We start from the raw sequence: 14,542 nt of genomic DNA on the forward strand, positions 1-14,542 counted from the left end.
TAGGAAAGAAGGCATTTCTCCATGACCAGCAACGAGACTCCCCGCGGGCCCGTCGACTCCTCCCGCGTCCCCCGGTACGCCGGACCCGCCACCTTCGCCCGGCTGCCCCGGCTGGACGAGGTCGGCCGCGCCGACGTCGCCGTCGTGGGCGTGCCGTTCGACTCGGGTGTCTCGTACCGGCCGGGCGCCCGCTTCGGCGGCAACGCGATCCGCGAGGCGTCCCGGCTGCTGCGCCCGTACAACCCGGCGCAGGACGCCTCCCCGTTCGCGCTGGCGCAGGTCGCGGACGGCGGCGACATCGCCGTGAACCCGTTCAACATCAACGAGGCCGTGGAGACCGTCGAGGCCGCCGCGGACGACCTGCTCGGCACGGGCGCCCGGCTGATGACCCTCGGCGGCGACCACACCATCGCGCTGCCCCTGCTGCGCTCGGTGGCGAAGAAGCACGGCCCCGTCGCCCTGCTGCACTTCGACGCCCACCTCGACACCTGGGACACCTACTTCGGCGCCGAGTACACCCACGGCACCCCGTTCCGCCGCGCGGTGGAGGAGGGCATCCTCGACACCTCCGCCCTGTCCCACGTCGGCACCCGCGGCCCGCTCTACGGCAAGCAGGACCTCACCGACGACGAGAAGATGGGCTTCGGCATCGTCACCTCCGCCGACGTCTACCGGCGCGGCGCCGACGAGGTCGCCGACCAGCTCCGCCAGCGCATCGGCGACCGGCCGCTGTACATCTCCATCGACATCGACTGCCTCGACCCGGCCCACGCCCCCGGCACCGGCACGCCCGAGGCCGGCGGCATGACCTCGCGCGAGCTGCTGGAGATCCTGCGCGGCCTGGCCTCCTGCAACCTGGTCTCGGCCGACGTCGTCGAGGTGGCCCCCGCGTACGATCACGCCGAGATCACGTCGGTGGCCGCCTCCCACACGGCGTACGAACTGACCACGATCATGTCCCGCCAGATCGCCGCGGCCCGGAAGGACTCGGAAGCCAAGTGACCCACGACCACGACCTGGTGCTCCGCCCGACGCCCGCCCAGACGGAGGCCGCCCTCAACCCTCCCGACGGCCGCAACGGCGGGGACCTGGTCGTGGAGACGCTGGCCGGGCTCGGCGCGACGACCGTCTTCGGCCTGCCCGGCCAGCACGCCCTCGGCATGTTCGACGCGCTGCGCCGCTCCGACCTGCGCTACATCGGCCTGCGGGTGGAGAACAACGCCGGGTTCGCGGCCGACGCCTACGGCCGGATCACCGGCGAGGCCGCGCCGCTGCTGCTGTCGACCGGGCCGGGCGCGCTGACGTCCCTGGCCGCGCTCCAGGAGGCGGCCGCCGCCTCCGCGCCCGTGCTGGCGATCAGCAGCCAGGTCCCGACGGCGGGCCTCGGCGGCGGACGCCACGGCTACCTGCACGAACTGCCCGACCAGGCGGCCTCGTTCCGGGGCGTGGTGAAGTCCGTCCACACCGTGCGCACCCAGTCGCAGATCCCCTCCGCGATCGAGGCGGCCTGGAAGTCGGCGCTGACCGCCCCGCACGGGCCGGTGTGGGTGGAGATCCCGCAGGACGTGCTGCTCGCGAAGACGGCGATCCCGGTGGTGACGGGCGGTGACGCCTTCCCCGGGGAACTGCCGCCCCGCCCCGAGCTGACCGCCGTCGCCGCGCACCTGCTGTCGCACGCGTCCCGCCCGGCGATCATCGCGGGCGGGGGAGTGGTCCGCGCGGACGCCTCGGGCAAGCTGAGGCAGCTTGCGGAGCGGCTCCAGGCCCCCGTCGTCACGACCCCGGGCGGCAAGGGCGCCTTCCCCTGGAACCACCCCCTCTCCCTCCAGTCCTGGATCGAGGACCGGCACACCACCGACTTCCTGGAGGACGCCGACGTGCTGCTGGTCGTCGGCTCGGGGCTCGGCGAACTCTCCTCGAACTACCACACGTTCAAGCCGCGCGGCCGGATGATCCAGATCGAGGCCGACCTCGGCAAGCTGGAGTCCAACCACCCGGCCCTCGGCATCCACGCCGACGCCCGCCTCGCCCTCCAGGCCCTGCTGGAGACGGTGTCGCCCCGCGAGGACGCGACGGCGGCGGACCGCGTCCGTGAGGTGCTGGCGAAGGTCGCCGACCGCATCGCCGCCCAGGACCTCACCCTGGAGCAGGACGTGCTGGCCTCGGTGCGCAGGGCCCTGCCGGCCGACTCCCCGTCCTTCTGGGACATGACCATCCTGGCCTACTGGGCCTGGTCGGCCTTCGACGCCAAGGGCCCCAACCACCTGCACTCCGCCCAGGGCGCCGGTGGCCTCGGCTACGCCTTCCCGGCCGCGCTCGGCGCCGCGGCGGCCGACCCGACCCGGCCGGTCCTCGCCGTCTCCGGCGACGGCGGCGCCCTGTACTCGATCGCCGAGCTGGCGACGGCCCGCCAGTACGGCCTGGACGTCACCTGGCTGATCGTCGACGACGGCGGCTACGGCATCCTGCGCGAGTACATGACCGACGCGTTCGGCGAGGCCACCGCGACCGAACTGACCCGGCCCGACTACGTGGCCCTGGCCGAGTCCTTCGGTGTCCCCGGGATCCGCACCACCCCGGAGCACCTGGAGCAGGACCTCGCGAAAGCGCTGCGCACACCCGGGCCCGCGGTGGTCCTGCTCCCGGCCGTGCTGCGGATGTTCGCGCCGACGCACCTGGACTGAACACCGGCCGGAGGGGCTGGATGTCCTGGATGTGGCGGATGTGCCGGATGTGTTGATCGGCCGGGGTGAGTTTCCCGCTTCCCACATGGGAGGGCCTGGACGGGGCACCTGTGTATCCGCCCACCAGCGAAAGGGAGCTCACCATGGCAATCGCCGCCGTCATAGCCGTCTGTGTCGTCCTGGCCGTCCTGGCCTTCCTCGTCCCGCGCCTGTCCCGTCATCCGGAACGCGGCACCCAGCGCACGCTCGGAGCCGGGGCCCGGGCCGGCGGCAAGGCGCCCGGCTTCCTGGGCCGGATCTTCAGCAAGCCCTTCCACACCAGCTCGCGCGCGGTGAGCCGCAGCGGTTCGGCGGGCCGCCGCACCCGCGGCCGCCTGCCCTTCTGACCGGCACGCGGGCTGAGCGGGGAGCGCGGAGATGAACGCCGAAGACGCCGACAAGCTGCTCGACGGACTCACCGTCGACGACAGCAGACGCGAGCAGCCGATCGTCCTGGACGCCGACGGGCGTCCCGTCCGCACCTGGCGGGAGAACTATCCGTACGACCGCAAGGTGGGGCGCAAGGAGTACGAGCGGTCCAAGCGCATCCTGCAGATCGAGCTGCTCAAGCTGCAGCGGTGGGTCAAGGACACCGGCGCGCGCCTGGTCGTCGTGTGCGAGGGGCGCGACGCCGCGGGCAAGGGCGGCACGATCCAGCGGTTCATCGAGCGGCTCAACCCGCGCGGCGCCCGCGTGGTCGCCCTGGACAAGCCCACCGAGCGCGAGGCGGGCCAGTGGTACTTCCAGCGCTACATCGCGCACCTGCCGACGGCCGGGGAGATCGTGTTCTTCGACCGCTCCTGGTACAACCGGGCCGGGGTGGAGCGGGTGATGGGCTTCTGCACCAAGGACGAGTACGAGCTGTTCCTCGACCAGTGCCCCGCGTTCGAGCGGATGCTGGTCGACGACGGCGTCCTGCTGGTGAAGTTCTGGTTCTCCGTCTCCCGCGCGGAGCAGCGCACCCGCTTCGCGATACGGCAGGTCGACCCGGTGCGCCAGTGGAAACTCTCCCCGACCGACCTGGCCTCGCTGGACCTGTGGGACGACTACACCGAGGCGAAGGTCGACATGTTCCGCGCCACGGACACCGAACACGCCCCCTGGACCGTGGTCAAGAGCAACGACAAGCGGCGCGCCCGGCTGGAGACCATGCGCAGTCTGCTCTGGCGCATCGACTACGCCAACAAGGACCACGAGGCGGTCGGCACGCCCGACCCGCTCATCGTCGGCGCCGCCGACACCCTCCTGGAACCCGGTGAGGAGGACACCGCCCTGTCGCCCACCCCGCTGTCCGCGGGAGCCGAGGGCCCCGGGCGGCACCCGGAGACCGACTGACGCTCCACCGCACCCTCCCCCCGGGGCGCCCCCGGGGGGAGGGGCGTCACTCCGGCGAGGAGGGGCGTCACTCGGTGGCGGACTCGGCGGGGCGGAAGCACGCGGTCACCGACTTGCCGTGCCGCTGGCAGCGCATCCCCCACTCGTCGGCGAGCTTCTGCACGATGGCCACTCCACGGCCGCCGACGTCCCCCGGCTCCGACTGGCGCGGGCGGGGCAGGGTGGGGTCCTCGTCGTGGACGCTCACATGGAGGCAGTCGCCGTCCCAGGTGAGGACGAGGTGGGCGTCGCTGTGCGCGTGGACGTGCGCGTTGGTGATCAGTTCGGACACGGCCAGCACCACGGCGTCCACCGTGTCCGGTTCCGCGGCGGCCCACGGCAGGGACGCCAGACGTTCGCGCGTCCACTCCCGCCCGGCGCGCACACTCTCGGACATGGGGAAACGAATGCGCCCATCCCATCGCCTTCACCGCCACCGCCCGACCTCATCTCCCTCGGTCCTCATACCTGCCCGGACCGGGTACCCGGCGGCCGCACCACCAGACATGGGGACGACAGGACCACCCGGGAGGTCCATGTGCGGGGCCGTCCGCTCTCTCCCGTGCGTCACGGGTTCCGGCAGGGGTCAGTGGAACCAGAACAGCAGCGTGTCCGGGTTCGTCCCGCGCTCGCGCGCGCTTTCCCACTCCTCCGCCTCGAACCGCATGACGTCGGCGAACCGGCGGGCGGCGTCGCGGAATTCGGGGTCGAGCCGGTCCAGCACGGCCGTGTAGGCCTCGGCGAGCGCGGCGGCCCGCTGGGCGGGCAGCGTCCCGATGGCGGGCACCGCGTCACCGGGGTGGGGCAGCCGCACGGGCGGGCCGCTGAACAGGAAGGTGCCGGGCAGCAGGTCCGACGGGACGCCGTGCCGGGCCAGTTCGTCGTCCAGGGTGGAGAACCACGCCGGACGCCGCCAGGCGCCGAGGTCGGTCGGGTCGGCGAAGTGGGCCGCGACGACCTGGTAGAAGGCGTAGCTGTACGCGGGGCAGAGGTCGGTGCTGCAAGCGCCCTCGACCAGCTCGTCCAGGGCCCGGCCGATGGACACGTCGAGTGCGATGCCCTGCTCCTCGAACCGCGCGTCGGTGCGCTCGCACTCCGTGCGGATGCGGGCGAGCGTGCGCTCCTGCTGCTCGGTCCGCTCCACCGCGGTGAGCAGCCGCACCACCGTTCTCATGTCGCCGGTGCTCATCTCGAGGCAGTAGCCCACCCTGTGCTTCCCTTCACCCGGTCGCCGGACACCGGTGTCCATGATCGGGGACGGCGCGACGGCCCCGGGGCTCAGGGGTCGGGGCCGATCGCCGGCACCACCGCGCGGGCCGGCGAGGCGTCCGTCGACGTCGGACGGGTCCGGGCGGTGGGCCGCCGACCGGTCCGACCGCGAGGAGGCACCCGGGCCGGGGACGGAACTCGCGCCGTAGTTCGTGCTGTTGCCGTAGTCGCTCGCCCCGGCCGCGAGCAGCGCGTGCACCTGGAACCGCACGGCGCCCGGTAACGAATCGCACAAGCCTTGGGCAACGCCTACAACCCTCGCCCGGCGTCCGCGAGTCAAGACGTGCATGACTCCTGCGATATCCCGCCGCGCGAGAGTGCTGGCGGCGGCCGTGGGCACGGGTGTGCTCGTGCCGCTCGCCGCCGCCGCCACGCCCGCCGCCGCCGCCACGCCGGCCGTGACCTGCACCTCGGCCAAGGCCGGCCTGGCCGCCAAGCTGAAGAAGGACATCACCGCCGCGCTCGCCACCCGCAAGGGCACCGTCGCCGTCGGCCTCCACGACCGCAGCACCAACACCACCTGCACCCTGCGCGCGAGTTCGGCCTACGACTCGGCCAGCGTCGTCAAGGTCACCGTCCTCGCCACGCTGCTGTGGGACGCGAAGAAGACCGGCCGCTACCTCACCGACCGCGAGAACACCCTCGCGAAGGCCATGATCACCAAGTCGGACAACGCCGCGACCTCCACCCTGTGGAAGCAGCTCGGCATGACGAAGATCAAGGGATTCCTCGCCGCGGCCGGCATGACCCAGACCAAGCCCGGCGCGGACGGCTACTGGGGCCTGACCCAGATCACCGTCAACGACGAGCAGAAACTGCTGCAGCTCATCACCGGCAAGAACGCGGTCCTGAGCGACAACTCCCGGGCCTACATCCTCAAGCTGATGGGCCAGGTCGTCTCGTCCCAGCGCTGGGGCACCCCGTACGGCGTGCCCGCGGGCGTCACCGTCGCCGTCAAGAACGGCTGGCTGCAGCGCTCCACGAACGGCTGGCGGGTGCACAGCATCGGCGCCTTCAAGGGCGGTGGCCACGACTACACGATGACCGTCCTCACGCACGGCAACAGCACGATGAACTACGGCATCGCCACCATCCAGGCGGTGGCCAAGGTCATCCACCGGGACCTGGCCGCGAGCTGAGCCGACGCTTCACCGCACCGCCCACCGGGCGTCACCGGTCCGCCCTACGGTGACGCCCATGCCCTTGCGAACCCACCTCGCGCTCCTGACGGCGGGCCTGGCGGCGGCCACGTGCCTGACCGCCGCCGGCCCCGCCCAGGCGTCGGCGCCCCACGCCTGCTCGCCCTCCGTCTCCCTCGACGGCTTCTCCGACGCGCTCGACAAGACGACGTACGAGAACACCGTCGTCGGCAACCTCTCCGCGCTCGCCGTCGACCGGGACGGCTCCCTGGCCGCCCTCTCGGACCGCTCCGCCCTCTTCCGCCTGGACGCGCGCACCCCGCGGCCACGGGCCGTGCTCCCCCTCGCCGACGAGAACGGGGCCGCACTCGACTCCGAGGGCCTGGTCGTGGACCGGGACGGCACCTACCTCGTGTCCTCCGAGACCGAGCCGTCGGTACGCCGCTACTCCCGCACCGGCGCGATCCTCGACCGGCTCCCGGTCCCGGACGAGCTGCGCGTGGCCCCGCCGGGGGCGGCCGGCCCAACGGCACCTTCGAGGGCCTGACCCTGCTGCCCGGCGGCCGCACCCTCGTCGCGTCGATGGAGTACCCGCTGGCCGGCGATCCGGCCGACACCGTCCGCCTGCAGACCTGGCGGCGTCACGGCTCCGGCTTCCGGCTCGGCGCCCAGTACACCTACCGCACCGACCCCGGCCTCGGCGTCCCCGAGATCCGGGCCACCCCCGACGGCCGCCTGCTGGTCCTGGAGCGCGGCTTCACGGCCGGTGTGGGCAACACGGTCCGCCTCTACCTGGCCGACCCGCGCCACGGCCTGCGCAAGAGACTGCTCACCGACCTCGTGACCTGCCCGCCCCTGGGCGCCACGGCCAAGCAGCCCCAGCCGAACCCACTGCTGGACAACATCGAGGCCATGACGGTCACCGGCCGCGACCGGGGCCGCCTGAAGGTCGTCCTGGCCAGCGACGACAACGAGAACCCGGCCCAGACGACCCGCCTCTACGCCCTGCGGGTACGCCTCTGATCACATCTGCCAGCCCAGCACCGGCACGCGGACCCCGGTGAGCAGGGCCAGGGCCAGCACCGCCGACAGCAGCAGCACCGCGGCGAGCCGCACGACGGCGACCGCGTCCACCGCGGTGCGCAGCGGCGGCCAGGGCGGCAGGCGCAGCGACCACGTCACCGCGACCGAGGCGGCGAGCAGCAGCGCCAGGCGGGCGATCTCCGCCGCGCCGGACACCTGGCGCGGCGCGCTCGGATCCAGGTCGTAGCCCTCCGCGTACATCGCGAAGGCCAGCACGCGCCAGCACAGGGCGGCGCCCAGGCTCGCCACGGCCTCGGCCCGGGCGAAGCGCGGCCGCCGACCCGCCTGCACGAGGGAGAGAAGCATGATCGGACGACCCTAGCGCGGTCCTACGTCCTCGGACGGGTGTTCCTCGGTCGCAGGTCGGGAAAGGGCCGGCGCGGGATGAAATCCGCTGCCCGGCGCGTTGGTGCCTTCCGGCAGATCAGGACGGATGGAAGGCACCGGTGTGACAGCGAAACGGGGATGGGCACGACGACTGTGGGCGTACGCGTGGCGTCACCCGAAGGACGTCGTCCTCGCCCTCGGCTCCTCCCTCGCGGGCATGGCCCTGATGGCCCTCGTCCCGCTGATCACCAAGGTGATCATCGACGACGTCATCACCGACCACACCAGGTCCATGACCACCTGGGCCGGCCTCCTCGTCGTCGCCGCCCTGGCCGTCTACGTCCTCACCTACGTCCGCCGCTACTACGGCGGACGCCTCGCCCTCGACGTCCAGCACGACCTGCGGACGGAGATGTTCGGCACGATCACCCGGCTCGACGGCCGCCGCCAGGACGAGCTGTCCACCGGCCAGGTCGTCGGCCGCGCCACCAGCGACCTCCAGCTGATCCAGGGCCTGCTCTTCATGCTCCCGATGACCATCGGGAACTTCATGCTCTTCCTGATCTCCCTGGTGATCATGGCGTGGCTGTCGGTGCCGCTCACCCTGGTCGCCCTGGCCGTGGCCCCCGCCCTGTGGTGGATCGCCAAGCGCAGCCGCACCCGGCTGCACCCCTCCACCTGGTACGCCCAGGCCCAGGCCGCCGCCGTCGCGGGCGTGGTCGACGGCGCCGTCAGCGGCGTGCGCGTGGTGAAGGGCTTCGGGCAGGAGGAGCAGGAGACCGGCAAGCTCCGGGACGTCAGCCGCAGGCTCTTCGCGGGCCGGCTGCGCACCATCCGCCTGAACTCCGTCTACACCCCGGCCCTGCAGTCCGTCCCCGCCCTCGGCCAGGTCGCGATGCTGGCGCTGGGCGGCTGGCTGGCGGTGCGCGGGCACATCACCCTCGGCACGTTCGTCGCCTTCTCCACCTACCTCGCCCAGCTGGTCGGCCCGGTCCGCATGCTGGCCATGGTGCTCACCGTCGGCCAGCAGGCCCGCGCCGGCACCGAGCGCGTCCTGGAGCTGATCGACACCGAGCCGTCCCTGGCCGACGGCACCAAGGAGCTGCCCGACGACGCGCCCGCGACCGTCGAGTTCGACGACGTCTCCTTCGGCTACGAGGACGGCCGCCCGGTCCTGGACGGGCTCTCCTTCGAGATCCGCCCCGGCGAGACCCTCGCCGTCGTCGGCTCCTCCGGCTCCGGCAAGTCCACCGTCTCCCTGCTCCTGCCGCGCTTCTACGACGTCACCCGCGGTGCCGTCCTGGTCGGCGGGCACGACGTGCGCGAGCTGACGCTGGAGTCGCTGCGGGCCGCGATCGGACTGGTCCCGGAGGACTCCTTCCTCTTCTCCGACACCGTCCGCAACAACATCGCCTACGGCCGCCCGGACGCCACCCAGGAGGAGATCGAGAAGGCCGCCCGCGCCGCCCAGGCCGACCGGTTCATCGCCGAGCTGCCCGACGGCTACGACACCACCGTCGGCGAGCACGGCCTGACCCTCTCCGGCGGCCAGCGCCAGCGCATCGCCCTGGCCCGCGCCATCCTCAGCGACCCGCGCCTGCTGGTCCTGGACGACGCCACCTCCGCCGTGGACGCCCGGGTCGAGCACGAGATCCACGAGGCGCTCAAGGGCGTCATGCGCGGCCGGACGACCCTGCTGATCGCCCACCGCCGCTCCACCCTCAACCTCGCCGACCGGATCGCCGTCCTGGACGGCGGCCGGCTCGCCGACATCGGCACCCACGAGGAGCTCCAGGAGCGCTCGGCGCTCTACCGGCGCCTGCTCACCGACCCCGACGAGCTGGGCGCCCTCTCCCCGGGCCACACCCCGCCCGCCTGCCCGGAGGAGGACACCTCCGTCCGGGAGGAGCTGGACGCCGAGTTCGACGCCGAGCGCGGCGTCACCCCGCGGCTGTGGGGCGGTGACCGCGAGCGCAAGGACCTCGCCCTCGCCGAGAGCCCCGCCACCCCCGAGCTCCTCGCCCAGGTCGAGGCGCTGCCCCCGGCCACCGACGTGCCGGACGTCGACGAGGCACGGGCCGTGCGGCCGGAGGAGTCCTACGGCCTGCGTCGGCTGCTGCGCGGCTTCGGACTGCCCCTGCTGGTCAGCCTCGCCCTGGTCGCCACCGACGCGGGCATGGGCCTGCTGCTGCCGGTGCTGATCCGGCACGGCATCGACTCGGGCGTCACCCAGGCCTCGCTCGGAGCGGTGTGGGCGGCGTCCCTGCTCGCGCTGCTGACGGTGGCCGTGCAGTGGGCGGCCCAGGTCGGCGAGACCCGGATGACCGGACGCACCGGCGAGCGGGTGCTGTACTCCCTCCGCCTGAAGATCTTCGCCCAGCTCCAGCGCCTCGGCCTCGACTACTACGAGCGGGAGCTGACCGGCCGGATCATGACCCGGATGACGACCGACGTCGACGCGCTGTCGACGTTCCTGCAGACGGGCCTGGTCACGGCCTTCGTCTCGGTCGTCACCTTCTTCGGCATCATGGGCGCCCTGCTGGTGATCGACCTGGAGCTGGCGCTGGTCGTCTTCGCGACGCTGCCGCCGCTGATCATCGCCACGTACTTCTTCCGCCGGGCGAGCGTGAAGGCGTACGAACTGGCCCGCGAGCGCGTGTCGGCGGTCAACGCCGACCTGCAGGAGTCGGTGTCCGGGCTGCGGATCGTGCAGGCGTTCCGGCGCGAGCGCGACGGCGGGCGGCGGTTCGCCGAGCACAGCGACAGCTACCGCCGGGCGCGCATCCGGGGCCAGTGGCTGATCTCGGTGTACTTCCCGTTCGTGCAGTTCCTGTCGTCGGTGGCGGCCGCGGCCGTGCTGATCGTGGGCGGGGCCCGGGTCGAGGACGGCACCCTGGCGATCGGCTCCCTGGTGGCCTACCTGCTCTACATCGACCTGTTCTTCGCGCCCGTGCAGCAGCTCTCCCAGGTCTTCGACGGCTACCAGCAGGCGTCCGTCTCGCTGGGCCGCATCCAGGAACTGCTGCGGGAGCCGACGTCGACGAAGTCCGCCGACGAACCGCGCGAGGTCCTCTCCCTGCGCGGCGAGATCGCCTTCGAGGACGTGCACTTCGCGTACGGCGCCGCCGAAGAGGAGGACGCGGCCCTCAGCGGCGTCGACCTGCGCATCCCGGCCGGACAGACCGTCGCGTTCGTCGGCGAGACCGGCGCGGGCAAGTCGACCCTCGTCAAGCTCGTGGCCCGCTTCTACGACCCGACCCGCGGCCGGGTCACCGTCGACGGCGCCGATCTGCGCACCCTGGACCTCACCTCGTACCGGCACCGTCTGGGGGTCGTCCCGCAGGAGGCGTACCTCTTCCAGGGCACCGTCCGCGACGCCATCGCCTACGGCCGCCCCGACGCCACCGACGCCGAGGTGGAGGCGGCGGCCCGCGCGGTCGGCGCGCACGACATGATCGCCACCCTGGAGGGCGGCTACCTGCACGAGGTCGCCGAGCGGGGCCGCAACCTCTCCGCCGGGCAGCGCCAGCTGATCGCCCTGGCCCGTGCCGAGCTGGTCGACCCGGACGTGCTGCTGCTCGACGAGGCCACGGCCGCCCTCGACCTGGCCACGGAGGCCCAGGTCAACCAGGCCACCGACCGGCTCGCGGGCCGCCGCACCACCCTGGTCGTCGCCCACCGGCTCACCACCGCCGCCCGCGCCGACCGGGTCGTCGTCATGGACCACGGCCGGGTCGCCGAGGACGGCACGCACGAGGAACTGCTCGCGCGCGGCGGCCGGTACGCCGAGCTGTGGCGGACGTTCGTCGGCGCCGCCGAGCCGGAGGAGCCGGTCGGCGCGTCCCGCTGAGGCCCCGGACCGCGTTTCCGTAACGCCCGTGCAACCATCCGGCATACGTCATGCGTCCGTACTGCCGTACGCCGATGGTCGCGGACGACGCGGTACGGGAGGACGACAGTGGACAGTGGAGCGATACGCCGGCGGTTCGCGCTCGGCCTGGCCGTGCTGACCGCCTCCGGCCTGTTCGTGGTCGCGGCCCCCGGCGAGGCGCAGGCCGCCGCCTCCGCCCACTGTCCCGGCCGCAAGGTCCGCACCCTGCCCTTCTCGACCGGCACCGTGCTCGTCTACAAGCGCGGCGGCTACGTCTGCGCCGTGACCCTCGCCAAACGGCCCGGCACGAAGCGCACGATGTCGGTGAGCGTGCAGGCGCGCGGCAACCGGCCGGTCGTCGACGAGGGCAGGTACGCCCACCACGCGGGCCCGGTGACCGTGCACGCCGGACGCCGCTGCGTCTGGCTCAAGGGCCGGGTCGGGGCCGGGCGTTACAGCTCCGGCTGGATCCTGTGCTGATACAGGGTTTTCCCTATGTCCCCTGGTGCTCCGGTGAGTTGGTCCGCTAGCTTCCGGCGCACATCTGTCTCACAGGGGAGTGCGCATGCGCAAGGCGCTCAGATGGCTGCTGGCGCTCACGGTGCTCATAGGCACGTTGAGCACGGCCGGGGCGGCCACCGCCGCCGCGCCGGAGGCCGGCACCACCGACATCAAGGAGAGACTGCTCTCCGTACCGGGCATGAGCCTGGTCGAGGAGAAGCCGTACGCGGGTTACCGCTTCTTCGTCCTGAACTACACGCAGCCGATCGACCACCGCAAGCCGTCCAAGGGCACGTTCCAGCAGCGCATCACCGTGCTGCACAAGGACGTCGCGCGCCCGACGGTGTTCTTCACCAGCGGCTACAACGTCTCCACGTCGCCCCGCCGCAGCGAGCCCACGCAGATCGTGGACGGCAACCAGGTCTCCCTGGAGTACCGCTTCTTCACCCCGTCCCGGCCCCAGCCGGCCGACTGGTCGAAGCTGGACATCTGGCAGGCCGCCAGCGACCAGCACCGCGTCTTCACGGCCCTGAAGGGCATCTACACCAAGAAGTGGCTCTCCACGGGCGGCTCGAAGGGCGGCATGACCGCCACCTACTACGAGCGCTTCTACCCGCGCGACATGGACGGCGTGGTCGCCTACGTCGCCCCCAACGACGTGGTGAACAAGGAGGACTCGGCCTACGACCGCTTCTTCGCCACCGTCGGCACCAAGGAGTGCCGCGACCGGCTGAACGCCGTGCAGCGCGAGGCGCTGGTGCGCCGCGAGCCGCTGGAGAAGAAGTACGCCGCCTACGCCGGGGAGAACGGCCTCACCTTCACCACCATCGGCAGCCTGGACAAGGCCTACGAGGCGACCGTCCTGGACTACGTGTGGGGCTTCTGGCAGTACAGCGGCCTGTCCGACTGCGACCGGATCCCGGCCGACGCGAAGAACGCCACCGACGACGAGATCTGGACCTCCGTCGACACCATCTCCGGCTTCTCCGCCTACGCCGACCAGGGCCTGTCGAACTACACGCCGTACTACTACCAGGCCGGCACCCAGCTCGGCGCGCCGACGATCCGCTTCCCGCACATCGAGAAGCAGTACATCCGCTACGGCTACCAGCCGCCGCGCAACTTCGTCCCGCGCGACATCCCGATGCGGTTCCAGCCGCACGCGATGCGCGACGTCGACACCTGGGTGCGGCACAACGCCCGCCGGATGCTGTTCGTCAACGGCCAGAACGACCCCTGGAGCGCGGAACCGTTCCGCCTCGGCAAGGGCGCGAAGGACTCCTACGTCATGACCGCCCCCGGCATGAACCACGGCGCCAACGTCGCGGGCCTGGTGCCCGAGCAGAAGGCGCTCGCCACCGCCCGCATCCTCGACTGGGCCGGTGTCGCCCCGAGCGCGGTGCGGGACGACCCGCGGGCGGCGAAGCCGCTGGCGAAGTTCGACGCCAAGCTCGACAAGCGGGACGTGCGCCGGGAGATGACGCTGCGTCCGTGATCCCGCGGATCCCGTGATCCCGACCGATCGCGCGATCCCCGCGCCCGGCCGCCGCTCACAGCGGCCGGGCGCACCCCACGGGCCGGTCCCCGCCGAGCCGGACGTACAGGGCCGTCGAGCCCGGGCAGCCGGCCCGCGCGGTGACGGCCCGCGTCACCTCGAACTCCGGTTCCCGCTCGCCCTCGCCGTCGCAGGCCGTCTCGCGGACCTGCCCGTCGCCGGCGCTGTAGACGCAGTCGCCGACGATGGTGCGCGGCCCGCCCCCGCCGCCCGGGTCGCCCGGGTGCGGCGGCTGGAGGTTGCGCATACAGGCGTAGCCCTGCGGTACCGCCCCGTCGCCGTCCTCGTCGGAGGAGGGCCGCTGCTCGCTGATGTGCAGCACGAAGTCGGTGGTCGCCGGGCAGCGCGGTCCGTCCCGGACCGTGCCGTCGTGCCGTGTCACGACCCGGGCCGCCGCCCTCTCCCCCGAGCACGGCACCTCGGAGAAGCTGGTCGTGCCGAAGGAGCTGCACTCGCCGACCGCGAGGAACACCGCCCCGTACCCGGACGGCCGCGTCGGCGCCGGCGACACCGTGGAGGTCCGGCCGGACCCGGAGGCCGGCCCGCCCGGCCGGCCGTCCTCCGCCACGCCCCCCGACGGCTGCTGGCACCCGGTCAGCAGTGCCCCGAGCAGCACCAGCAGCCCGCACACCGCCCCAGCCGCACTTCTCACACGCATCGCCGACCCCCCGAGTACCTCCGCCCAGCGTGACCCGCACGG

General features: G+C 72.7%; 12 protein-coding genes and 1 pseudogene. 9 read left to right on the forward strand and 4 right to left on the reverse strand.

The annotated features are described in order from the left end of the window. The first annotated feature begins 21 nt into the window (after positions 1-21). The 4 genes from speB to ppk2 all read left to right on the forward strand — a co-directional run bounded on the left by speB (position 22) and on the right by ppk2 (position 4,058). A complete protein-coding gene (speB, locus tag AC07DA_RS30660) occupies positions 22-1,002 on the forward strand; it encodes an agmatinase (RefSeq protein WP_358559368.1) in 981 nt (326 codons plus the stop codon). After that, positions 999-2,684: a thiamine pyrophosphate-binding protein gene (locus AC07DA_RS30665; protein ID WP_479131499.1), complete on the forward strand. Its 1,686-nt coding sequence runs from the start codon at positions 999-1,001 to the stop codon at positions 2,682-2,684. The genes speB and AC07DA_RS30665 overlap by 4 nt, the downstream gene beginning before the upstream one ends. A 143-nt stretch (positions 2,685-2,827) precedes the next feature. After that, on the forward strand, positions 2,828-3,070 hold the full coding sequence (locus AC07DA_RS30670) for a DUF6411 family protein (RefSeq protein ID WP_479131500.1): 243 nt from the start codon (positions 2,828-2,830) through the stop codon (positions 3,068-3,070). Between the two features lie 31 nt (positions 3,071-3,101). Next, positions 3,102-4,058 (forward strand): polyphosphate kinase 2, encoded by a 957-nt coding sequence (ppk2, locus tag AC07DA_RS30675; RefSeq protein WP_479131501.1) that lies wholly within the window; start codon positions 3,102-3,104, stop codon positions 4,056-4,058. 67 nt (positions 4,059-4,125) lie between these two features. Here the strand turns inward: ppk2 and AC07DA_RS30680 are convergent, their stop codons facing one another. Together AC07DA_RS30680 and AC07DA_RS30685 are read right to left on the reverse strand one after the other, a co-directional pair. Then, positions 4,126-4,494 carry an ATP-binding protein gene (locus AC07DA_RS30680; protein WP_479131502.1) on the reverse strand — a complete coding sequence of 123 codons (369 nt, stop codon included), beginning with the start codon at positions 4,492-4,494 and terminating at the stop codon, positions 4,126-4,128. A gap of 189 nt (positions 4,495-4,683) precedes the next feature. Then, positions 4,684-5,346 (reverse strand): DUF7691 family protein, encoded by a 663-nt coding sequence (locus tag AC07DA_RS30685; protein WP_479131583.1) that lies wholly within the window; start codon positions 5,344-5,346, stop codon positions 4,684-4,686. Positions 5,347-5,653: 307 nt separating this feature from the next. On the opposite strand from AC07DA_RS30685, the gene AC07DA_RS30690 reads away from it, so the two are divergent. Beyond that, on the forward strand, positions 5,654-6,505 hold the full coding sequence (locus AC07DA_RS30690; protein ID WP_479131503.1) for a serine hydrolase: 852 nt from the start codon (positions 5,654-5,656) through the stop codon (positions 6,503-6,505). 58 nt (positions 6,506-6,563) lie between these two features. Continuing rightward, positions 6,564-7,528: pseudogene (locus tag AC07DA_RS30695) on the forward strand (esterase-like activity of phytase family protein). On the opposite strand, the gene AC07DA_RS30700 reads toward AC07DA_RS30695, so the two are convergent. Next, entirely contained in the window at positions 7,529-7,894 is a 366-nt protein-coding gene (locus tag AC07DA_RS30700; protein WP_479131504.1) for a hypothetical protein, read from the reverse strand. Positions 7,895-8,036: 142 nt separating this feature from the next. Here AC07DA_RS30700 and AC07DA_RS30705 point away from each other — a divergent pair, with 142 nt between their 5' ends. From AC07DA_RS30705 to AC07DA_RS30715, 3 genes are all read left to right on the forward strand, one after another. After that, a complete protein-coding gene (locus tag AC07DA_RS30705; protein ID WP_479131505.1) occupies positions 8,037-11,765 on the forward strand; it encodes an ABC transporter ATP-binding protein in 3,729 nt (1,242 codons plus the stop codon). Positions 11,766-11,873: 108 nt separating this feature from the next. Beyond that, positions 11,874-12,266, forward strand: coding sequence for a hypothetical protein (locus tag AC07DA_RS30710; RefSeq protein ID WP_479131506.1), 393 nt, complete (start codon positions 11,874-11,876; stop codon positions 12,264-12,266). An 85-nt stretch (positions 12,267-12,351) separates the two neighbouring features. Beyond that, positions 12,352-13,782, forward strand: a complete 1,431-nt coding sequence (locus AC07DA_RS30715; RefSeq protein ID WP_479131508.1) for a S28 family serine protease — start codon at positions 12,352-12,354, stop codon at positions 13,780-13,782. A 55-nt stretch (positions 13,783-13,837) separates the two neighbouring features. On the opposite strand, the gene AC07DA_RS30720 is transcribed toward AC07DA_RS30715, so the two are convergent. Continuing rightward, a complete protein-coding gene (locus AC07DA_RS30720; RefSeq protein WP_479131509.1) occupies positions 13,838-14,500 on the reverse strand; it encodes a hypothetical protein in 663 nt (220 codons plus the stop codon). Positions 14,501-14,542: the final 42 nt, after the last annotated feature.

Source organism: Streptomyces sp. NPDC044921, from assembly GCF_056432865.1.